At 55.2% G+C, this 21142-nt stretch carries 17 protein-coding genes; 9 read left to right on the top strand and 8 right to left on the bottom strand.

The genetic code is table 11. The annotated features are described in order from the left end of the window. Positions 1-18: 18 nt before the first annotated feature. The 3 genes from MKZ07_RS32290 to MKZ07_RS32280 are packed head-to-tail and all read right to left on the bottom strand — an operon-like array spanning position 19 to position 3535. The gene (locus MKZ07_RS32290; RefSeq protein ID WP_156949662.1) at positions 19-1620 is read right to left on the bottom strand and encodes an extracellular solute-binding protein; all 1602 of its coding nucleotides are present in this window, start codon (positions 1618-1620) and stop codon (positions 19-21) included. Positions 1621-1662: 42 nt separating this feature from the next. After that, entirely contained in the window at positions 1663-2547 is an 885-nt protein-coding gene (locus MKZ07_RS32285; protein ID WP_036696562.1) for a carbohydrate ABC transporter permease, read from the bottom strand. Between the two features lie 16 nt (positions 2548-2563). Next, on the bottom strand, positions 2564-3535 hold the full coding sequence (locus MKZ07_RS32280) for an ABC transporter permease (protein WP_036696559.1): 972 nt from the start codon (positions 3533-3535) through the stop codon (positions 2564-2566). 470 nt (positions 3536-4005) lie between these two features. On the opposite strand from MKZ07_RS32280, the gene MKZ07_RS32275 reads away from it, so the two are divergent. After that, entirely contained in the window at positions 4006-5994 is a 1989-nt protein-coding gene (locus tag MKZ07_RS32275) for a beta-galactosidase (RefSeq protein ID WP_341029829.1), read from the top strand. Positions 5995-6100: 106 nt separating this feature from the next. On the opposite strand, the gene MKZ07_RS32270 is transcribed toward MKZ07_RS32275, so the two are convergent. After that, positions 6101-7261, bottom strand: coding sequence for a methyl-accepting chemotaxis protein (locus MKZ07_RS32270; RefSeq protein ID WP_051493683.1), 1161 nt, complete (start codon positions 7259-7261; stop codon positions 6101-6103). A 17-nt stretch (positions 7262-7278) separates the two neighbouring features. Beyond that, the gene (locus tag MKZ07_RS32265) at positions 7279-8310 is read right to left on the bottom strand and encodes an FIST signal transduction protein (RefSeq protein ID WP_036696555.1); all 1032 of its coding nucleotides are present in this window, start codon (positions 8308-8310) and stop codon (positions 7279-7281) included. Between the two features lie 221 nt (positions 8311-8531). Between MKZ07_RS32265 and MKZ07_RS32260 the strand changes: the two genes are divergently transcribed. Beyond that, on the top strand, positions 8532-8717 hold the full coding sequence (locus tag MKZ07_RS32260; RefSeq protein ID WP_036696552.1) for a hypothetical protein: 186 nt from the start codon (positions 8532-8534) through the stop codon (positions 8715-8717). 42 nt (positions 8718-8759) lie between these two features. After that, positions 8760-9248, top strand: a complete 489-nt coding sequence (locus MKZ07_RS32255; RefSeq protein ID WP_076161454.1) for a YfbM family protein — start codon at positions 8760-8762, stop codon at positions 9246-9248. A 1294-nt stretch (positions 9249-10542) separates the two neighbouring features. Here MKZ07_RS32255 and tyrS read toward each other — a convergent pair. Then, positions 10543-11802, bottom strand: a complete 1260-nt coding sequence (gene tyrS / locus MKZ07_RS32250; RefSeq protein WP_341029827.1) for a tyrosine--tRNA ligase — start codon at positions 11800-11802, stop codon at positions 10543-10545. Between the two features lie 572 nt (positions 11803-12374). On the opposite strand from tyrS, the gene MKZ07_RS32245 reads away from it, so the two are divergent. After that, the gene (locus tag MKZ07_RS32245) at positions 12375-12956 is read left to right on the top strand and encodes an LOG family protein (RefSeq protein WP_036696546.1); all 582 of its coding nucleotides are present in this window, start codon (positions 12375-12377) and stop codon (positions 12954-12956) included. Positions 12957-13060: 104 nt separating this feature from the next. Beyond that, positions 13061-14566 carry an amidase gene (locus MKZ07_RS32240; RefSeq protein ID WP_036696544.1) on the top strand — a complete coding sequence of 502 codons (1506 nt, stop codon included), beginning with the start codon at positions 13061-13063 and terminating at the stop codon, positions 14564-14566. A 391-nt stretch (positions 14567-14957) separates the two neighbouring features. Here the strand turns inward: MKZ07_RS32240 and MKZ07_RS32235 are convergent, their stop codons facing one another. After that, complete coding sequence (locus tag MKZ07_RS32235) at positions 14958-15392, bottom strand: MarR family winged helix-turn-helix transcriptional regulator (RefSeq protein ID WP_036696540.1); 435 nt, start codon at positions 15390-15392, stop codon at positions 14958-14960. Between the two features lie 119 nt (positions 15393-15511). On the opposite strand from MKZ07_RS32235, the gene MKZ07_RS32230 reads away from it, so the two are divergent. The 3 genes from MKZ07_RS32230 (at position 15512) to MKZ07_RS32220 (ending at position 18372) form a co-directional block, all read left to right on the top strand. Continuing rightward, the gene (locus MKZ07_RS32230) at positions 15512-15967 is read left to right on the top strand and encodes a CBS domain-containing protein (RefSeq protein ID WP_036696539.1); all 456 of its coding nucleotides are present in this window, start codon (positions 15512-15514) and stop codon (positions 15965-15967) included. Positions 15968-16145: 178 nt separating this feature from the next. Continuing rightward, entirely contained in the window at positions 16146-17351 is a 1206-nt protein-coding gene (locus tag MKZ07_RS32225) for an ROK family protein (RefSeq protein WP_051493682.1), read from the top strand. Between the two features lie 46 nt (positions 17352-17397). Then, positions 17398-18372: an aldo/keto reductase family protein gene (locus tag MKZ07_RS32220; protein ID WP_076162441.1), complete on the top strand. Its 975-nt coding sequence runs from the start codon at positions 17398-17400 to the stop codon at positions 18370-18372. A gap of 384 nt (positions 18373-18756) precedes the next feature. On the opposite strand, the gene MKZ07_RS32215 is transcribed toward MKZ07_RS32220, so the two are convergent. Continuing rightward, positions 18757-20157, bottom strand: coding sequence for a helix-turn-helix transcriptional regulator (locus tag MKZ07_RS32215; protein ID WP_341029570.1), 1401 nt, complete (start codon positions 20155-20157; stop codon positions 18757-18759). Positions 20158-20435: 278 nt separating this feature from the next. Here MKZ07_RS32215 and MKZ07_RS32210 point away from each other — a divergent pair, with 278 nt between their 5' ends. Then, positions 20436-20963: a hypothetical protein gene (locus tag MKZ07_RS32210; RefSeq protein ID WP_036697974.1), complete on the top strand. Its 528-nt coding sequence runs from the start codon at positions 20436-20438 to the stop codon at positions 20961-20963. Positions 20964-21142: the final 179 nt, after the last annotated feature.

The following is a 21142-nucleotide window of genomic DNA, read 5'->3' as shown; positions in this document are numbered from 1 at the left end:
CTGGAGCAGGACCGGGTTTTACTTGCCCGCTGAGGCGTACAATTCGTTCATTTCCTTCACAAGCTCATCTCCGCCGGTCTTCCGCCATACCTCAAAAGCGGACTTCAACCCGGCCTCATCCATCTGACCGACAATGAATTTGATGCGCGCATCGTTGATTACGTTATCCAGCTGTGAGCCTTTTTGCGTATAGACTGCCGAGATCAGCGCTTCCGCCGGATTGGTCACAATCGTCGCTTCATTCGTCTTCTGTACCTCGGTCTGCTTCAGCCGCAGCGGGGTCTGTTTCACTTGCTTCGCCTTGTCCTCAGGGATGAACGGCAGCATCTGGTTCAGGCCTTCCACTTCCGATTCCAGCAGAACGGTATCGCTGGAGCGTTCGATGTATCCATCCACCAGCTTATAATGCACGCCTTCAATTCCATAGTTCAACATCGTCTGCAAATCCTCATCATTCAGCCGGTCCAGGAAGGCCAGCACCTGCTTCAGCTCCTCCTCGGTTTTGACCGAAGACTTCGGAATCGCCAGCATGCCGGAGAAGCCGGAGGTCGGGAGAGTATGCAGCGCGCCGTCCGCTCCGCTCACACCGCCGATAACATCCATATAATGACGTTCCGGCTCATCTTTGCCTTCCTTTTGGAGGGCGGCATGAATCTTGTCATCCAGCCGTGCCGCGTTATCGACCACATCGACGATGACACCAGCCTTGTTGTTGACGACAGGATCATTCCATTTGGAGCTGTCCATCACCGCGAAGTCGGCGTTGATCAGCTGCTCATCGTACAGCTTTTTCATAAATTTAAGCGCTTCCAAATAACCGGGATATTCATGCTCAGGCACGAGCTTCCCTTCCTGAACGCCCCACTTGTTCGGAGATCCGAACCACAGCTTCATCGTATCGAAGCCGCTGGCCCACTGGCCGGTCCACTTGACCAGCACCATGCCGTACGTATCCGCCTGGCCGTTGCCGTCCGGGTCCTGCTCCTTGAACGCTTGCAGCATCGAATAGAAATCATCCACCGTCTTCGGGTTCTCAATCCCCAGCTTCTCCATCCAGTCCTTGCGGAACACCACGCCGTTACGTCCCAGCGCCCGCCCTCTGTAGATCCCGTAATTCTTGCCGTCGATGGCCGAGTTATTCAGAATGACCTCCTTCGCCCCGCTGAGATTCTGATAATCCTTGAGATACGGACCCACCTCCCAGAAAGCGCCGGATCTGGCCGCATTGACGAAGCTGGACGCTTTCACGTCGCCTACATACATAATATCAGGCAGCTTGCCGGAAGCCAGCGTAATGTTGAATTTGTCGGCATACGATGCATTCGGCACCCATTCGAAATGGATTTTGGTGTTCGTCAGCTCCTCCAGCTTGGCGGCGACCGGACTGCCGTCCTTCGGATAATTGGTTTTGAAAATCGGCAGCATCAGCGTCAGCTCAAGCGGCTTCTCTCCCTTGGCTGTACCGTCCGTCTTCCCGCTGTCAGCGGCAGGGTCCTTCTGTCCCGCACCCGCATTCTCCCCGTTTCCGCCGCAGCCGGACAATACACTTAGCAGCATAATCATAGCCAGCAGCATGAACAACCCTTTTTTCGCAGACCGTGAACCTTCACTCCGCTTCATCTTCTTCATCACTTGGCCTCCCTTTATATGTTGACTAACCGCTTACCCTTTGACTGAACCCAGCATCACCCCTTTGGCAAAATGCTTCTGCAGAAACGGATACACGCACATAATCGGCAGGGTGCCGACCACGATGACGGCCATTTTGATCGACTGCTCCGGCGGCTGCACGAAGTTCGGGTCCATCGAGCTGAGATCCCCCGCTGCCGACTGGGACAGCATGACGATCTGGCGCAGCATCACCTGCAGCGGCCACTTGGACGGGTCATTGATGTAGAGTAGCGCCGAGAAGAAGTTATTCCAGTGTCCGACCGCATAAAAGAGGGTGAACGTCGCCAGCACAGGCTTCGACAGCGGCAGCACAATCCTCCACAGCAGCCCCAGCTCCGTGCAACCGTCGATGCGCGCCGCCTCCTCCATCTCAGCGGGAAGCTCCTGGAAGAAGTTCTTCACGATAATCAGGTTGAAGGCGCTGATCGCCCCCGGAAGAATTAAGGCATTCAGCGTATCGAGCAGATGCAGCTCCCGGATTACCAGATAGGTGGGAATCATCCCGCCTCCGAACAGCATCGTGAATATCACCAGATTGAGGATCAGATTGCGGCCCATCAGGTACCGCTTCGCCATCGGATACGCCATGGTAACCGTGAAGAACAGATTGACTGCCGTCCCGATCACTGTCACGTACAGCGACACCCCGATGCTACGGACAATGGTATCCGTGGAGAAAATAAACCGGTAAGCGTCCAGCGAAATGGTCGTCGGAACCAGAAAGACCGCGCGCTTCGTAATTTCCGCCTCGGTGGCGAAGGAACCGGCGACGACAAACAGGAACGGCAGAATGGCCGCGATCCCGATGATGCCCAGCACCAGGTAATTAAACACGTCAAAGGTAATCTCTCCGGCGCTGCGGTAACGTTTAGCCACACTCTTGGCCTCCTTTTCAATATAATCCAGATTCGCCTGACTTCTTGGCGAGCCAGTTGGTGCCGAGCACCAGCACGACCCCGATTACCGATTTGAACAAGCCGACTGCGGTGCTGTAGCTGAATGCCCCCTGGGTAATTCCCAGCGCATACACATAGGTATCGAAGACCTCGGCCACCTCGCGGTTCAGCGCATTCATCATCAGATAGATTTGCTCGAAGCCGTTATCCAGAATCGTACCCATCCGCAAAATCAGCAGAATGACAATCGTACTGCGGATCGCGGGCAGCGTAATATGCCAGGTCTGGCGCCAGCGGCTGGCTCCGTCCACCACGGCGGCTTCATATTGCTCCACATCGACACCGGCCAGCGCAGCGAGGAAAATAATCGTCCCCCAGCCGCATTCCTTCCAGATGGTCTGCAGAATAATCATCGGGCGGAACCAGTCTGGATTGGCGAGGAAATCAATTTTGTGCCCGGTAACTGTGTAGAGGAATTCATTGACCGCACCGCCCTGGGTCGTAAGGAACACGTAAGAGATACTCGCGACGATGACCATGGAGATGAAGTGGGGCACATAGATCAGCGTCTGAACCGTCCTTTTGTAGAAGGACAGCCGGATCTCATTCAGCAGCAGGGCCAGGATAATCGGTGCCGGGAAAAAGAACACCAGATTATACAGCGACAGCACCAGCGTATTGCGCAGCAGCATGAAGAAATCAGGATTCTGAAAAAACGTGCGGAAATGCTCCAATCCGACCCAGCTGCTTTTCCAGAAGCCCAGAAAAGGCTGATAATCCTTAAAGGCGAGCAGCACTCCCCACATCGGTACATATTTGAACACCAGGAAATATAGGAGTCCGGGGCTGAGCAGTATGTAGAGCCATTTGTCCCGCTTCAGACGTCTGAAGCGCTGCTCGCGCCTGCTGCGGCGGAAGCTTGTACCCGCGCTGATCTCTGCTGCCCCCATTGCCGCTCCTTGCTTCATTTACCTTCACCTCCGTATGGATAAGCAGCCTGGCTAGTTCGCTTCACTACATTGCCGTGGCTGCGCTTTCTATTATGGTTGGCGGGTGTTTTTCCGGCAATCGGACTTTTTGGACAGCGCTTTGTACGCCTTCTGCACCGCTTCCGCAATAAAGTCCAAAACCGGCAAAAGTTTACTATTGATTGTGGGGGGAGGACACTATATAAATTAAACCTTGTAAATACTCAGTATGGGATAGCCGTGACTCCAGAGAAGTTTTGGGCTTCCGGCCGCTGTTGTCTGCAGATTTCTTGATATATACCGTTTTTAACGGTTGAAATCCGCATACAAAGGCGGTCGCTATCGCTCCTACAGCACCAAAATTCCCCTCCGCCACTTTCCCTGTCTGTAATTTTCAAATTCAATTGATATAGATCGAAAGAAGTAAAAATACATCGCCCATATGGGGCTTTTTCCAGGAGGTTATAATGATGAAGCAAAAGCTATATTACGGTGCAGCATGGTACCCTGAGCTGTGGGGAGAAGCTGAGCGGCAGCAGGATCTTCAGCTCATGCAGGAGACCGGGATTAATCTGGTACGCATGGGCGAGTTCATCTGGTCGCTGCTGGAGCCGGAGGAGGGTTCCATCGATGTACGGCCGTTCGCTGAGCATATCCTTCAGCTGCATGATCACGGCATCGATACGGTCATGTGTACGCCGACCGCGACCCCGCCAATTTGGCTGACTCACGGGCACCCGGAGCGCCTGCACATCCGGGCAGACGGGGCGGTAATGAGCCACGGGTCCAGACAGCATGTCTGCACGAATAATCCTTATTTCCGGCAGCGGGCGGCGCTGATCACGGAAGAGCTGGCCCGGGTGCTGGGTCCGCTTCCGGGCTTAGTCGCCTGGCAGCTCGACAACGAGCTGAAGGCGCATGTGGCGGAATGCATGTGCGGGTCCTGCCGCTCACTGTGGCATGAGTGGCTGGAGCACCGCTACGGAAGTATCGGCGAGCTGAATAATGCGTGGGGAACCGGCGTGTGGAGCCAGATGTACCAGCGGTTTGATCAGGTGCCGCAGCCGGTGGCTACGCCTTTCCTGCATAATTCATCGCTCGTCACCCAGTACCGGCTGTTTCAGATGGAGAAGGTTGCGGAGTTCGCGGGGGAACAGGCGGCGATCATCCGCCGTCATTCGGCAGCTCCGATTACGCATAACAGCAATGTTCCTTTTCATCTGGACAATGAGCAGCTGTTCCGGGAGCTTGATTTCGCTTCGTTCGACACCTACGCCTCCCAGGCCAACAGGCACGCTTATCTGCTGAACTGTGATCTGTGGCGCGGCTTCAAGCCCGGGCGGGATTTCTGGCTGATGGAGACCGGCCCGGCCTATGCCGCTTCGCTGACAAGCTACGGCGAGCCGCATCCGGACGGCTATCTCACCGCTGAAGCCGTGGCTGCCTACGCACTGGGGGCAGGCGCCTTCTGCTACTGGCTGTGGCGGCAGCAGCGCACGGGCAGCGAACAGACGCACAGCTCGATCATCAGCGCCTGGGGCCAGCCTGCGCTCGGATATGACAATGTGCGCAAGGCTTCCGCTGCCAGGCTGCGGATCGAGCCGCACATGCTGAATACCCGGCCGGTGCAGGCCGAGGTGGCGATTACTTATTCGGACCGGGCCAAGGCGTTCCTGGCTACGGAGCCGCACCGACAGCTGAACTACCGTTCCCTGCTGGGGGACTTCTACAGACGGATTCTCGATCAGGGGATTCACCGTGACCTGCTGCCGGAGAGCGGCGATTTAAGCGGCTATAGGCTGCTGTTCACGCCTTACATCCATTATCTGTCGCCGGAATACATGAAGAAGGCGCTCGCCTTCGCTGAAGCCGGCGGCATCTGGATTGTCGGCCCGCTTAGCGGAGGCCGCACAGGAGAGCATACCCTGCATACAGATGCTGCGCTGGGGGAACTGGAGCGCTTCGCCGGAGTGAACACTACCTTCGTCTACCCGATGGAGGGGACGGGCAGCATCGGGGAGGCCTTCGGCCACACCGCGCCGCTGTCGCTATGGAGCGCGGTGTTCGAGCCGCTGCCGGGCGGTGCCTCCACGGTCGGCGTCATTACGTCGGGCCGGACGCCAGGCCTGGCCTACCTGACCGAGCAGCCCTATGGCCGGGGAGCCATCGTGATGCTCGGCTCGCTGCCCTCGGGCGGCGAGGGCGACAAGCAGCTGTGCGCGCTGATTGAGCATTATGCCGCCCGCGCCGGGGTCACCCGGCGCAGCGATGTCACGCCAGGCACTATTCTCTGCCCTAGACGCGGCGCTGCCGGAGAGCTGTGGACGCTCGTCAACATGGACGGGCTTGGCGGCAGCATCACTCTGCCGCACAGCGGGCAGGATGTGTTGACTGGCACTCCCGTACCTGCCAGTCCACTGTCCATTGGCGCTTATGAATACAGGCTGATCTCGCTGTAGTAGTGGAAGATCCTCCTGCCGATGGCAGAGGGCGGTTGCCCAGCACAACACAAAAACACCCGGCACCATCTCCCGCCGCCGGGTGTTTTCCTTTTACCATATCTGATTATACGATAGCCTTCTCTGCTTCTTCCGCCTGCTGGAGCAGCCCGATCTGATGCAGATGATTCAGCAGCTGCTGGTAATGGTCGGCCTTCTTCTGAACGGTAAGAACCAGCTTACGGAACTGGTCTGAGTCCTGACCCGATTTCTCCAGAATGCGCAGCAGGTCGCTGTTGATCTGCTCCACATCCTCCATGCTGCTCTCCTGGGACTCCTGGATTGCCTCCAGATGCTCGAAGACCTGCTCCTCTGCTTCTACAATCTCATTCATGTATAACGTGGACTCACCGATCTTCGCCGTGGTCTCGTTCATCGCGAGCGTTCCATCCCCGGACTTGCTGTGAATCTGCTCCATGACGCGGGTCATTCCTGAGAGTGAACCCATAATCTCCTTCACATGGCTGCGGGTGCTGTCAGCAAGCTTGCGGATCTCTGTGGAGACAACGGCGAAGCCGCGTCCATGTTCACCGGCCCGCGCCGCCTCAATCGCCGCATTCAGCGAGAGCAGATTCGTCTGCTCGGCAATATCCGTGATAATCTTGGCCAGCTGCTCAATGCTGTGGAAATGCTCCCGCAGATCCTCATTCAAAGCAACGAACTCCGTAAATACCTCCGAAGCCTTCAGCATTTCCGCAGAGATCTGGATATTGGCTTCCTTAGCAAATTCGATTTTGTTGGAGGAGTAGGACAAGCTGCCGTACATTTCATTAATCAGATCTTCAGTCTGTCCGTTGTTGGTCTTCAAATGCTCCAGAAGCTGCTGAGTCCCGGCAATTTGGCCGATCATCTCCCCGCCGCCTGCCCGCAAGGCCTCGAAGTCCTCCACCAGTTGGGCCTCTTCCTTCAGAATAGCTCCAGTCTCAAGGCGGATCTGCTCCGCCAGGGCATAGGCATGTCCCCCAAAAGACACCGTGCCTGAAGCGTGTGCAGAGGGTTCTTCGCTATCTTTACCGCTGTAAGATACAGGTGCGTTAGCGCCCGCTTCCTCTACTGCGACTTTTCCCTCTACTATAACCGTTTCTGTTGATGCGGCCGTACCCTTAGCCTCAATCACACGCTCTGCCAGGGCTTTCTCCGCTAACCCGCTTGTATTACTGTGACTTTGAACGCCTCCAACAGAGGGGGTTCTCCCCCAAGCTGTGCGCAGTTTGCTTAACCACTCCATCCGATTTCAACTCTCCCTTATTCAACCAGCAGCAGAATCATGGTCTGATTGGCATGCTTAGTATAATATTGCTCTCCATAGCTGATGAAGCCTGTAGTGTTGCCGCAGAACCCAAGCATCGTCTCGTCAAAAGCTCCCCAAAGACCGTCCCGTGTAAACAGCTGGTCCCGCAGCGTACAGTTAATATTGAGGACAAACGAAGGCTTGAACGGACTGCTGCCCAGCGTCTCCTCCAGCACTGCCAGCGGATCGGCAGAACTCAGCAGCTCCACATATGTACTAGACATAATCTGGCTGTAAAATGTGACAGAGCCGTCCGGATGAACCGCCTTCGGGGAGGCTATGATCAGATCATCCTCGTATCTTTTGCCCAGCGGGCTGCTCAGAAAATGCTCTGCCAGCTCCTTCTCCGGCACGCCCAGGACACGCGCATATTCCCCGGCTGCAGGCCGCCCGTTGAAGGAATAGACCCGTCTGCCGAACACATCGGCTTCTGTCACCAGCAGCGTCTTCCCGGACGGGACATATATATTCTCTTTGACGAGGGCAGTGCTGGCAGGCATATTGAAATAAATCCCCAGGTTCCGCACCCGGCGGGTTCCTATATAGAGGTAAGTCTCGCCGCGCTCATCATCAGCCGCACTGCCGCCAATCACCTTGAATTGCGGGTCCATGAAATACAGCGAGGAGAGCAGCATCTCTTCCATCCCGCCTGTGCCGTCACAGAGCAGCATCAGAAATGCGTTCGGATTGCCCCGGACCTTGCGGTAAGCAATCTCCAGCGTACTTGCGCTAAGCACGGGAGGGTGCAGAATGCCCACAATCTCTGCTATACCGGCTTCATATTCAAAACCGGTAATTACGCCGCTGCGGTAGCCCTGCGGAGTATATTCCCCCTTGGTTGAGCACAATACTGCCCGCGAAGGCGCATGACGGGATAATTCCCGGACAGCCGCAGCCGCAGCGAACAGCACCAGGCCACGGTTCACATCCAGCTCCTCCAGATGGTGCCTGGCCTCGTCCAAGGTGTCAAAAGATACAGCAATCATTATGTATACCAAACCTTCCTTTGCGGAGATTTCTCCCGCATACTGTTACTGAAAAATTAAGTTATAATTTTCAATACTCCCTATGGTAAAACCAGAACCGGGTTCATTGTCTGTGAACAATGTCGCAGCCTGTGCCGGGTTTCCGTGAAACAAGGTTGAGCCCTTCCTGCAAACCCTGTATCATGAATATATCACAGATCAGAGAAAAGAGGCTTCGGCATATGACCTATTCCCAACGCTCCACCCACCCTGCCGCCGCATCCGACTACACATATCTGGAGTATCAGATCGGCATAGCCGCCGATGAACTGGCAGTTGCTGTGAAGGCGCAGGACGAGCCCCGGGCAGAAGCTATCCGGCTTAAGATTGCTGAACTCGAAGACAAGCTTGCGCTGCTTGAGGATTAAGCACAACTACTCTATCCCTAATATGGAAGGACGGCTGATACAATGGCGATACGCGGGTATTACTTTGCAATGGAAGATGAACTGGTGCAGCAGATTGCAGCAGGGAACACCCTGCTGGGGAGCCTGAACATAGACAAATACCCCGGGCTGGATATCGACCGCGCCTGGGAGGCGATTCACTACCTGCTCTGCGGAGATATATCGGATGGACCTGCGCCGCTCGGATATGTGGTTCCGCTGCATTCAGACCAGGGTATTGAGTTCGGGGTATACGGGGCATTCTGCCTGCGTGCCGGACAAGTGGCCGAAGCGCTTGACGCCATCTCCGGCTTGGATGAAGCGCAGCTGCGCCAGCAGTATGATTTCCGGACCATGGCCGAGGAGGAGGTCTACCCGCTGGACCCGGATACGGTGTCTGACGATGATGCGGATGCGTTCTTTGCCTACCTGCTCCAGTTCTTCACCGAGATCCAGCGGTTCTACAGCCAGACTGTGGCCGCTGGTAAAGGCATTATTTTCTATTTGTTTTGAAGCCTGGCTCTCCCGTCAGATGTCGCGCTGGACTGGGTGGGTGTCCGGCGGGGAAGGGGCGTACGCTGAATTTCAGGGGCACTTATGCTCCTGATTGGCTCGTTTCGGCCGTTCGCGCCGAATTCAGGTGCACTTGTGCTCCTCATTGGCTCGTTTCGGCCGCTTGCGCTGAATTCAGGGGCACTAATGCTCCTGATTAGCTCATTTCGGCCGATTGCGCTGAATTCAGGTGCACTTGTGCTCCTGATTAGCTCATTTCGGCCGATTGCGCTGAATTCAGGTGCACTTGTGCTCCTCATTGGCTCGTTTCGGCCGTTTGCGCTGAATTCAGGTGCATTTGTGCTCCTGATTAGCTCATTTCGGCCGATTGCGCTGAATTCAGGTGCACTAATGCTCCTCATTGGCTCGTTTCGGCCGTTCGCGCCGAATTCAGGTGCACTTGTGCTCCTGATTAGCTCATTTCGGCCGATTGCGCTGAATTCAGGTGCACTAATGCTCCTCATTGGCTCGTTTCGGCCGTTTGCGCCAAATTCAGGTGCACTAATGCTCCTCATTAGCTCATTTCGGCCGATTGCGCTGAATTCAGGTGCACTTGTGCTCCTGATTGGCTCGTTTCGGCCGTTTGCGCCAAATTCAGGTGCACTAATGCTCCTCATTGGCTCGTTTCGGCCGTTTGCGCCAAATTCAGGTGCACTAATGCTCCTCATTAGCCTGCCTCTTCCCATCCGGCAGCCCCTCTGAGGGATTTATACACTTAATTTGCTCACTCAGCCTACTTCCAGCGATATCTGAAAGATTTATACACTTAATTTACTCACTCAGCCTACTTCCAGCGATATCAAAAGGATTTATCCCTGTGATTTCACGAGGCAGCCACGCTTCCGGCCTATGGCGGTCAGGGAACAGATGGGAAACCAGCCTACACCCCGCGACCACCAAAAAAGGCTATCCCCGTCACTGCTGACAGCGGGATAGCCCAATCACTCAGTTACTTCACACCATTCTCATTCTAGCTCATCTATCTCAACCTCACTCATCTGTCTCATCTGTCTCACTCTAGCTCATCTAGCCCAGCACAACTCATCTGCCTCACTCTAGCTCATCTAGCCCAACCCATCTCATCTACTCACTCTAGCTCATCTAGCCCAACCTCACTCAGCCATCTCACACTAACCACATCAACCTCGTTCCAGTTCACCATTAACCTCGTTCCAGCCTAACACCGCTCCAGATCCAGCTCAACATCCAGCTCACTCTATTCGCCTTCCGCAATCCATCACCCGGCAGCTTCCGCTTAGACCAGCTTCACCAGGCTGTAGTTCTTTTTGCCCTTACGGACAATGATGAACTTGCCGCCGATGGCATCCTCAGCCGTAATCTCCGTCTCCAGCTCGTTCACGCGTTCCCCGTTGATCGAGATTGCGCCTTTGGTAATATCCTCACGCGCCTGGCGTTTGGATGGCTCCACTCCCAGCTCAACCAGCCAGTCTACAATGTTCTTGGTTTCTTTGCCTGCTGTGAAGGTCGGCATTTCCTTGAAGCCTTCCTCGATTTCGTCCGCAGTCAGCGAGCGGATATCGCCGCTAAACAGCGCCGCACTGATGCGCTTGGCCTGCTCCAGCAGCTCCTCGCTGTGCACGAAGCGGGTCATTTCCTCGGCCAGCGCTTTTTGCGCTTCGCGTTTATGCGGCTCGGTAGCTACCTTCTCCTCCAGCGCTTCGATCTCCTCTTTGCTCAGGAAGGTGAAGTACTTCAGGTATTTGACCACATCGCGGTCATCGGTATTCGCCCAGAACTGGTAGAACTCGTAAGGCGTAGTCTGCTTCGGATCGAGCCAGATGGCGCCGCCGGCGGATTTGCCGAATTTCGTACCATCTGCCTTCAGCATGAGCGGGATGGTCAGGCCGAAGGCTTTGGCTTCGTTGCCCTCTTTTTTACGGATCAGATCGAGGCCGCTCGTAATATTGCCCCATTGGTCGGACCCGCCGATCTGGAGCTGCACATCCTCGTGCTGGAACAGGTGCAGGTAGTCCATGGATTGCAGAATCTGGTAAGAGAACTCGGTGAACGAGATTCCGCTGTCCAGACGGCTGGACACTACGTCCTTAGCCAGCATCGTGTTGATGCTGAAGTTTTTGCCGATATCACGCAGGAATTCGATGACATTCATATCCTTGGTCCAGTCGTAGTTATTCACCATCCGCACCTGGTTGTCGCCATCGGTAATGAACAGCTTCTTCATTTGGGCTGTCAGCGCATCCACATTCTCCTGCACCTGCTCCAGCGTCTGCAACGAGCGCTCGCTCTGGCGTCCGCTCGGATCGCCGATCGTTCCCGTCGCTCCCCCGATCAGAATCACCGGACGGTGACCGGCCAGCTGGAAGCGCCGCAGCATCATGAATGGAATCAGGTGGCCGATATGCATACTGTTGCCCGTCGGGTCCACGCCGCAATACAGCGATACCGCCTTCGTATTCGTCAATTCACGCAGTCCGTCCGCATCTGTCTGCTGGTTAATGGCATCGCGCCACAATAGCTCGTCAATAATGTTCAACATGTACAGCCCCTTTTGTGTAAGTGATTGTTCTATATCCCTTGGTATCCGTCAAAAAAACAGCAACTATACCGCATCAGCCCGCGCAGGCACTAAGCCAGTATCCCCCAGCACACAGACAACAAAAAATCGCCCCTTGTCTATTCAGACACAGGGACGATTAGTATTAACCGTGTTACCACCCAAATTGCACAGACCCCATATTACACACAAGTCCGTACCACTCTCAGGCGAGTTATCGTTCGCTTAGCTCCGCTTGGCATTACCCAAGATACTCCCGAGGCGTAATTCGCAGTCCGCTTGTGTGTACCGGGTTCCATCGACCCCCGGCTCTCTGGGAACAGGGACAAGGCTGCTACTGGCTCGTTCAACGTATACCAACTATAAGATTACAGAAAGTATAGCCGCTCCGCAAAAAGTTGTCAATGCAGAGCACCACCGCAATGAACCAGCCTGCTCCGGCACCGAGAAAAATGTTACATGCACCTGAATCCGTGATACATTAGGTAGAGGAAACAACCGTTCTTCACAGCACATTCCATTACCTTAAGACAAAGGAGAGTCAGCATCTTATGAAGAGTATCGCAGTATTCTGCGGTTCCAGTGAAGGGGCTTCGCCCGTATACAAGGAATCCGCTATTCTACTCGGCAAGGAGCTTGCCGCACGCAACATTACGCTGATCTATGGCGGAGCTACTGTAGGCTTGATGGGTGCTATTGCAGATAGCGTGATGCAGGCGGGAGGCCGCGTGATCGGGGTGCTGCCGCATTTTCTGAAGCAAAGGGAAATCGAGCACACCCGTCTGACGGAGCTGATTATGGTAGACTCTATGCACGAACGGAAGCTTAAAATGTCTGAGCTGGCGGACGGATTCATTGCTATGCCGGGCGGCCCGGGCACGATGGAGGAGTATTTCGAGATCTTCACCTGGGCGCAGCTCGGCCTGCATCAGAAGCCCTGCGGACTGCTTAATGTGAACCACTATTATGATCCGCTGATTGCCCTGTTCAGCAACATGGCCCGGGAACAATTCATGCAGGAGAAACATCATTCCATCATGCTGAACGCTACCACGCCGGAGGGCATTTTGCAGCAGTTCGCGGAGTATACCCCGCCTCCAGTGAAGCAATATCTTACAGATGAGCGCACTTGAAAAGTCTCTGCCCTCCTTATAACGCAATATACTATGCGCAAGACTGCAGCTATAGCCTGACCGCTAAGTAGCCTGCCTGTTCCTGCCAGAAAGAGGTTATACCTATGTCGTTGTCTGCTTATTCAGGTTATGATGCGCTGGGGCTTGCCGCCCTAGTGAAAGCACGGGAGGTCTCAGCGTGTGAGCTTGTGGAAGACGCCTACGCCCGGATGGATGAGGTGAATCCGCTGCTGAATGCGGTGGTACGCACCCGCCGGGAGGCCGCGCTGAAGGAAGCTGCGGAAATGCCTGTCGACGGCGATGATCTCACCCGCCCGTTCGCCGGCGTCCCCTTCCTGCTGAAGGATATCTCCCAGGCGATTGGCGGCGAACCGCTGACCTCGGGCGCTCTGCTGATGAAGGACAATGTCGCGAAGCGGGACTCTAACTATGTGGCCCGTATCCGGCGCGGCGGCTTCATTCCGCTGGGCCATACGAATACGCCGGAATTCGGGCTCAAAAATATCACCGAGCCCCTGCTCCACGGCCCGGCCCGCAATCCCTGGAACCCCGCCTGTTCACCCGGCGGCTCCAGCGGCGGTGCGGCGGCAGCAGTTGCCGCCGGGATCGTTCCGGCCGCCGGAGCCAGTGACGGCGGCGGCTCCATCCGCATACCGGCCTCGTTCACCGGCCTGTTCGGGCTGAAGCCGACGCGCGGGCGCACGCCGGTCGGCCCGGGGATCGGCCGCCAGTGGCAGGGCGCGTCGATTGATTTTGCGCTGACGCGCTCTGTGCGGGACAGCGCCGCGATGCTGGATCTGCTGCAGGTGGTGCAGCCGGAAGCGGCTTTTCAGACGCCGCTGTATCCGGGCGTCTACCTGGACGATCTGCTGAAGCCTGCACAGCGGAAGCTGCGGATCGCCTTCACCACCGCTTCGCCGGTGGGAACACCGGTATCCGTTGAGGCAGTAGAGGCAGTGCGGAAGACGGTCAAGTGGCTGGAGTCCGAGGGCTATGAGGTGGATGAGAAGCTGAGCCCGGTCAACGGAGTCCGGCTGATGGACAATTACTATACGATGAACGCCGGAGAAGTATCCGCCATGTTCCTGTCGCTTGAGAGCGCCATGGGCCGTGCAATTAAGGCAGAGGAAGTGGATATTGTCACCTGGGTGCTGGCCGAAGCCGGGAAGCAGGTCTCGGCGGCAGAATTCGTACACAGTCTGCACGAATGGGATGTAGCCGCTGCGCAGATGGCGGCGCTGATGGACCGCTTCGATCTGTATATTACCCCGGCCAATGCGGACTCCGCGCCGAAGGTTGGAGAGCTGACCCAGACTGCGGCGGAGACAGAGAAGCTGATGCAGGTCAGCGGGCTGCCCAAGGACGCGCAGCGGCGGATGATCTATGAGATGTTCGAGCCGAGCCTGACCTACACGCCCTTCACCCAGCTCGCCAATCTGACCGGCCAGCCTGCCATGAGCGTACCGGTGCACCTTACGGCAGAAGGGATGCCAATCGGCGTCCAGGTCATGGCCTCCAAGGGACGCGAGGATCTGCTATTGCAGCTCGCCGCTTGCCTGGAGCAATCCCCGCTGTGGGTGGGGATGAGAGGGAACCCGGGGTTTGCTTGAAGCCTGTTCTTGTTGCCTGAATAGAATGAGACACAAAGGGCCGTCCGCAGCGTGAAGTAACGCTGCGGACGGCCCTTACCCTGTTATGCATCATGCCCGACATTTGCTTGGATTTATGGCGGGATACAGAAGGAGTGATTGTATTCTATACAACAGAAGCAGAACAAAAGCCTCCTAAAACACATTCTGCTGTATTTGCTGCAACAGAATGGAGCAGATCTGGCCGATCCAGGCTGTTTCTGCGAAATCTAATGTAGGAAGTACAACAGTGGGCCGAAACAGCCCCCTTTTTGCATCATCTGCATGTACAAAATACAATAGATTTCTTCCTTCCCAGGCTGAACACCCTTCCCGGCTCTCGCTGGCCCGGTTATTTAAACTCCGCGCCTCATCAGCCCTCCTCCAGAAAAGCCGCATTGAACTTCTGCAGCAGCTCCCCGAACAGATGTCCCTCCTCCTCCGACCAGCCTTTTAGCAGTTGTTCGATCATCTCCTGCCGGACCCGCCGGTTCTCCTCCAGACTCGCTTTGCCCGTCTCCGTAATCTGGAGCGAATAGGCCCGCCCGTCCACAGGGTCCGGTACCCGGGTGATGTGCCCCTTGCTCTCCAGTGAGGCAGCCTGCCGGCTGACCGTAGAAATATCCAGCTGAAACTCATCGGAGATTGCCTTGATCCCGGTAGTTCCCTCACGAGATTCAATGTGATGCAGCAGCAGGTAGGCCGCACGATCCAAATTGCCGATTTTTTTGAACGTGGTAATCGAAGTGAGACGGCGGAACAAAACCGCCATTTCCAGCTCTATTGTCTCAATTGAATGTTTGTCCATGCCGGTTGCCCCTCTTCTCTTTTATTCATTGACTTTACTCTTTTCACTTGTATAATACAAGTATATACTTTCATGATACAACTTATTTCTGCAGAAGCTAATTTTCAGGGGGAACCGGTATGAAAGCCCATGAATTCATGGTCCGTCAGGTGTACAAGGTTAAGCAGGAAGACACCGTACGGACTTTTATTGAGAAATGTATTGCCCACCGGATCAGCGGCATGCCCGTAGTCAATGACCGGAACGAGATTGTCGCCTACCTCAGCGACGGGGATATCATGCGCTATATCGGCAGGCATGAGGATCTGATCGTGGATTCTTTTTTCCAGATTAATGTGTTCGTCGGGGATAATGATCTGTTCGAGGAACGGGCGCAGAAGCTGCTGGGTCTGAACGTAATGGCTATCGCCAAGAAGAAGGTCATCACCGTGCATGCCGAAGAAGATATTGAAGCCATCGCTACCATCCTCGGCAAAAAGCAGATCAAAAAGGTTCCCGTTGAACGGAACCATGTGCTGGTCGGCATCATCAGCCGCGGCGATGTGATCCGCCATTCCTTCAAGGCGCTGCTCTAGCTCAAGGCCCTGTCTCCCAGAGCAGCGCCCGCTTATGCCCGCATGCCTGCTGCAGCAATCCGGCCTATGCCTCCCCTGTTAGACTCCTCTTGCATTCTCTCCTTGTGATAGTTGCGGCCCCCTGATTTTTGTGTCATTGTAAAAACAGGTCTAGTACATTATAAGGAGAGAATCGTCCGTGCTGCTCATTCACGAAATCATCGCCAATCCCAAAGCCAGGGAAATCTACCTCACCGTAAGAACACACGGTACCGTCTCCAAGCAGACCCTGCTGGAAGAAAGCGGACTGACGATAAGCACCTTAACGCGTATACTGGACGAATTGCTGTCCCGGGAGCTTCTGGTTGAAGTCGGCTTCGGCGAATCCACCGGAGGACGCCGCCCTACCCTCTATGAGACGAATCCGTCTTACGCTTATCTGCTGGGACTGGAGATCTCCCGTACCCATGCCAAGCTTGTGCTGACGGACTTTCATCTACGGCTGCTGGGCGAATATACCTGGAGCATGGATGCGGGGCTTACCCCCGAGCTGCTGATGGAGTCGCTCCACAGACAAGCCTTGCAGATGCTTGACGCAGCCTCCATTCAGCTCAGCCGGGTCGCCGGACTTGGCATTGGCGCAGTCGGTCCGCTGGACCGCACGGCTGGAGTCATCCTGAATCCGGCCCGTTTTCCTGCAGAGGGTTGGTCACAAGTACATATCAAGGAGCAGCTGGCGCAGCGCCTGGGGGTGCCTGTCTATCTGGATAATGGAGCCAATACGGCTCTGCTTGGCGAATACTGGGCCAGCAGCAACCGGATACAGCAGCATCTTCTCTATCTCCATGCCGGAATCGGCCTGCGCTCCGCCATTATGAACGATGGACGGCTGCTCTACGGCATCATCGATACCGAGGGAGCGGTCGGACAGATGATCATTGAAGGCTCAGGGCGGCCGCCGCAGATTCCTGGAGGCAATGCCGGGGCGTGGGAGAGCTATGTCTCGGTCCACACCCTGGAAGAACAAGCCCGTGAGGCATGGCGGCAGGGCAGCAGCGACAGGCTCCGCAGCTTGGCCGGGCATGCCGGGGAACTGGAATTCGCCCACTTGATCGAAGCGCTGAAGGAGCGCGACCCTGTTGTGGTGGGGTTGTTCAACGAAATGGCGGTGTACTGCGGCATCGGGCTGGCGAACCTGATCAATATTTTGCATCCCGAGGAGGTTATTCTCGGCGGGCCGCTGTTCCTCGCAGCAGATGATTTCTATCAGACGGCCACACAGATCGCCCTTGAGCGAACCTATTACCGGGAGCAGTATAACGTCCGCTTCACCCGAAGCAGACTGGGTGAGCGTTCGGTCGCCACCGGCGCATGTGCTGTGGTCCTTCACCAGTTGACGAATTAAAACACTGCAAGGAAACCCATTACCTTGAAGGAGGAATTGAGAGAATATGAAATATAGAAGACTGGGTAATACCGGACTGAAAGTCAGCGAGATCGGACTGGGCAGCTGGCTTACGTATGGAACAGCGGCAGAGCAGCAGGCGGCGGATGCTTGTGTCGCCAGCGCTTTTGAATGCGGTATCAATTTTTTCGATACGGCCAATGCCTATAACCGGGGCGAAGGCGAGAAGGCCATCGGTGCCGCACTCCGGCCTTATAAGCGCTCCGATTACGTCCTCAGCACCAAGGTATATTTCCCGATGGGCGACGGGGTGAATGACCGCGGGCTCTCGCGCAAGCATATTATGGAGCAATGCGAAGCCAGCCTGCGGCGTCTGGGCACCGATTATATCGATGTGTATTTCTGCCACCGCTTCGATCAGGACACTCCTGTGGAGGAGACGCTCCGCGCCCTTGATGATCTTACCGCCCAAGGCAAAATCCTCTACTCCGCCGTCAGCGAATGGAGCGCGGCCCAGATCTCGCAGGCGGCTGGCATCAGCCACAGACTGAACCTGCGGCCGCTCGCCGCCAATCAGCCGATCTATAACATGTTCGAGCGGTACATCGAAGCGGAGGTGCTTGAAGTATCTGCCCATGAAGGCCTGGGACAGGTGGTCTTCTCCCCGCTGGCCCAGGGCATTCTGACCGGCAAATACAAGGCCGGTCAACTCCCGCCGGCCGGTACGCGCGGCGCGGATGATTCCGTGAACGGCGTCATCCGCAGCTACCTGCGGGATGATGTACTGGAGGTTGTCGGCAGGCTGGATACGCTTGCCGCTGAGCTGGACCTCAAGCTCTCCCAGCTCGCGCTCGCCTGGGTGCTGCGCCAGCCCGGCGTAAGCTCAGCGCTGATCGGTGCCAGCAGACCGGAGCAGGTGCTTGAGAATGCGCAGGCGGTGGATGCGGTGCTTCAGCCGGATACGCTGAAGGCGATCGATGACATTCTTAGTGACGTAGCCGGTTTCGCCCCGGCGAGATAGGGACGGGGCGAGTGGGAGGTAGGGACGGGGCGTGGGCTGAGTAAGGTCGGGGTGAGGTATGACCAGGGCGTGGTGAGCCTAGGGCGGCGTTGGGACGGGGCGTGGTAGAGTGGAGATGGGTTTGTGGCAAGCGCAATGTAGTCGGTTTTTCGATTACATTGGGTCCGCACAGCACCATCCGGCGCATTGTAGTCGGTTTTTCGATTACATTTGCTCCGCACAGCACAATCCGGCGCAATGTGATCGGTTTTTCGATTACATTTGGCCCGCACACCACCATCCGGCGCAATGTGATCGGTTTTTCGATTACATTTGCATCGGTCCATACAAGGAAGCCCCCTCCATCCCGGAAGGGGCTTCCTTTGTATACTATCAATGAGCCTCCTACAACCGGTCCTGTGTCTTAACCGTCTGCTCTGCGTGAGCAACCTGCACCCTATTAATCAGTTGCTTATACCGCTCTTGGTCCTCTGCAGAAGCGTGCAGCCGGAATTGCTCGAATAATCTTACACAGCGGATCACACAGGCTATGCTGCCAAGTGCGGCGGAAGACTCCAGACTCCCGAAGATATAACGGATCCCCTGCTCTATCCTCTCTGCCTTGAGAGAGTACACCGCCAGCTCATAGAGCAGTACCGGATATTGATCCGGCGTCTCTCTGCCCGGAGTTCCTTCGGCTTGGCCGAAGGCCGCCCCTTCCGGCGTAAGCAGCTGCTGGAAGCGGCCGATAAGCTCATCTACCTCCCAGCCATACCGGTTAGCCGCTTGAACTGCCTTAAGCAGCCCGTCCCACAGTTGCAGCCCGGGGGTGCCGATAGATTCTACAACCTGGGGAAGAGCCTCAAGCTCACCGCGCATCATACGGTATAGACATGCATAGACTGTACTAAGCCTGCTGAATTGGTCTCTGATCTGCCGAACCTCTTCCGATTCCTCGACAATCCAGTTCATTTCAGAGTAGAGGCCTACATATTCCAGCGCCCGCTCATATTCACCGGTTTCCTCGCATACCTTGGATTGCAGCCAATAAGCGTACAGTATATAGAAGCAAAGAGGTTTGGGAGCTTGCCTCAGCTCCTTCTTCTTTCTGGTTTTGTAAAATCTGATTTCGTACTGGATAGATGTCTTATGACGTAGCTCCTGTGCCAATAGTCTGGCCTTCTCCCAGTGCTGTAGAGCAATATAGATATCCGCCAGCTGCCGAAGCGCTTCCAACTGGTCTATTTCCTCCAGGCGCTCTACAAAATATTCAAACCGGGTCGCCGCACGGAAATCAGCCTCCGGGCTCTGGCCGATCCGGATCGTGAACAGCCGGTACTGGCACAAGGCCAGCCGCTCCGAATGCTGATATTTCTCACTGTCGGCTACCCCTGCATACAGCAGAGCCGCTGCCTGAAGCTTGCCTTGCCTGTAGAATTCCTCCGCCGTATCGAATAAGAGCGGGGCATATGTAATATTGTCCATGATGATATGAACCACCTGCCGGATATACTCCAGCTTGTCCAGCTCCGCACAGCGGTGCAGGAAGGGTCCCAGCCGCCGCCAGTCGGGTGTGGAATGTACGACACATTCATCTATATATAACTCATAAAATGCTCCTTCAGGAAGCCCCATTCCGGCGGTAATCCGGTCCAGCTGCTGCATGGCAATAGGACGGTTACCATTAATTATGCTGCTGAGCGTACCCGAATTGACACCGGAGATTCCTGCGAACTGATTGATTGTCTGGCCTTCTTTTCTAAGAAAAGCAGCCAGTTCTGTTTGAATTGTAGTGTGCTGTTGCAAACCAATACCGCCCCTCAAGAACCAGATATTCTAGTAAAAATCCAGATATTCCTATATCATAAATCCCTTAATTAGGCAGGTCAATCTGGTTTGAACGGTTCAAAAGTGGTTGACAAAGACGGAATATTTGTTATATATACCCAGTTAAAAAATCTTTTGCAACATTTCTGCTGAACTAACGTTTATTAGGGTATAAACAAGTTTGAGAATATTCCGGCAGGGTAAATAAAGAGTGTAGACTCATGCCGTGTAAGATTACGCCAAGGGGGAAATTCATAATGTTAAAAAACAAAAACGTCTACCTGCTTCCTGTTCTGGTCCTGTTGTTCCTTTCCCTCGTAACTACGGCAAGCACAACCATAAAAACCGCTGATGCCAAGAGCGAAGGGTCAACCCAGCATCTGACGGTGTATATACATTCCTTAGAGACCCTTAACGGTCAGACGACCCTTACCGGAGATGAGATCGAATGGTATGAAGGCGCAGCAGCCGATGCGGTCTTCGCCCAGCGGGAGCCGGAATCCGCAGCCGAAATCGGAGGTGCCCCGGACGGTTACTATATCGTGAACGACAGCGACACGCTGACTACTTATACGGTAGCCCCGGATGCCAAGGTCACCATGCAGATCTATGACCGCACAGGGAAGCTCGAAGACCTGGATACGAACTGGAACGAGTCGCTCACTTTGCAGAAGTTCATTCATGAATTCGCCAAGACGGATGTATTCGATCTAAGCGGTTCTCCTTATCACATCACGATCAAGGATGGCCAGATTGTATCAATCGTGCAGCAGTACACTCCATAAGGAGTTGCTGTCTTAATCCCTTACCTACAACAAACCTCAAGCCATAGCCTGTTGCCCAGCAGCGGTTGTGGCTTTTTTGCGTCTAATCTCTCTCTCCCAATCTAACCTTTTCACACATATTCAATCCTATCACTATTTACCCCCAAGCCCTTTATCTATAAGCTTAAACATAGGATATT

It is taken from the genome of Paenibacillus sp. FSL P4-0338, assembly GCF_038002365.1.
In the GTDB taxonomy this organism is placed as follows: domain Bacteria; phylum Bacillota; class Bacilli; order Paenibacillales; family Paenibacillaceae; genus Paenibacillus_AQ.
The sequence above is the reverse complement of the archived record's forward strand: the minus strand, read 5'-3'. Positions and strand labels throughout refer to the sequence as shown.

Excerpts from the sequence above, each read along its gene's own strand:
- MKZ07_RS32255 (WP_076161454.1), top strand. The coding sequence starts at position 8,760 with ATGGCGATACGCGGGTATTACTTTGCAATGGAAGATGAACTGGTGCAG.
- MKZ07_RS32260 (WP_036696552.1), top strand. The coding sequence starts at position 8,532 with ATGACCTATTCCCAACGCTCCACCCACCCTGCCGCCGCATCCGACTAC.
- MKZ07_RS32245 (WP_036696546.1), top strand. The coding sequence starts at position 12,375 with ATGAAGAGTATCGCAGTATTCTGCGGTTCCAGTGAAGGGGCTTCGCCC.
- MKZ07_RS32235 (WP_036696540.1), bottom strand. The coding sequence starts at position 15,392 with ATGGACAAACATTCAATTGAGACAATAGAGCTGGAAATGGCGGTTTTG.
- MKZ07_RS32210 (WP_036697974.1), top strand. The coding sequence starts at position 20,436 with ATGTTAAAAAACAAAAACGTCTACCTGCTTCCTGTTCTGGTCCTGTTG.
- MKZ07_RS32290 (WP_156949662.1), bottom strand. The coding sequence starts at position 1,620 with ATGAAGCGGAGTGAAGGTTCACGGTCTGCGAAAAAAGGGTTGTTCATG.
- MKZ07_RS32275 (WP_341029829.1), top strand. The coding sequence starts at position 4,006 with ATGAAGCAAAAGCTATATTACGGTGCAGCATGGTACCCTGAGCTGTGG.
- MKZ07_RS32280 (WP_036696559.1), bottom strand. The coding sequence starts at position 3,535 with ATGAAGCAAGGAGCGGCAATGGGGGCAGCAGAGATCAGCGCGGGTACA.
- MKZ07_RS32265 (WP_036696555.1), bottom strand. The coding sequence starts at position 8,310 with ATGATTGCTGTATCTTTTGACACCTTGGACGAGGCCAGGCACCATCTG.
- MKZ07_RS32220 (WP_076162441.1), top strand. The coding sequence starts at position 17,398 with ATGAAATATAGAAGACTGGGTAATACCGGACTGAAAGTCAGCGAGATC.
- MKZ07_RS32230 (WP_036696539.1), top strand. The coding sequence starts at position 15,512 with ATGAAAGCCCATGAATTCATGGTCCGTCAGGTGTACAAGGTTAAGCAG.
- MKZ07_RS32240 (WP_036696544.1), top strand. The coding sequence starts at position 13,061 with ATGTCGTTGTCTGCTTATTCAGGTTATGATGCGCTGGGGCTTGCCGCC.
- MKZ07_RS32270 (WP_051493683.1), bottom strand. The coding sequence starts at position 7,261 with ATGGAGTGGTTAAGCAAACTGCGCACAGCTTGGGGGAGAACCCCCTCT.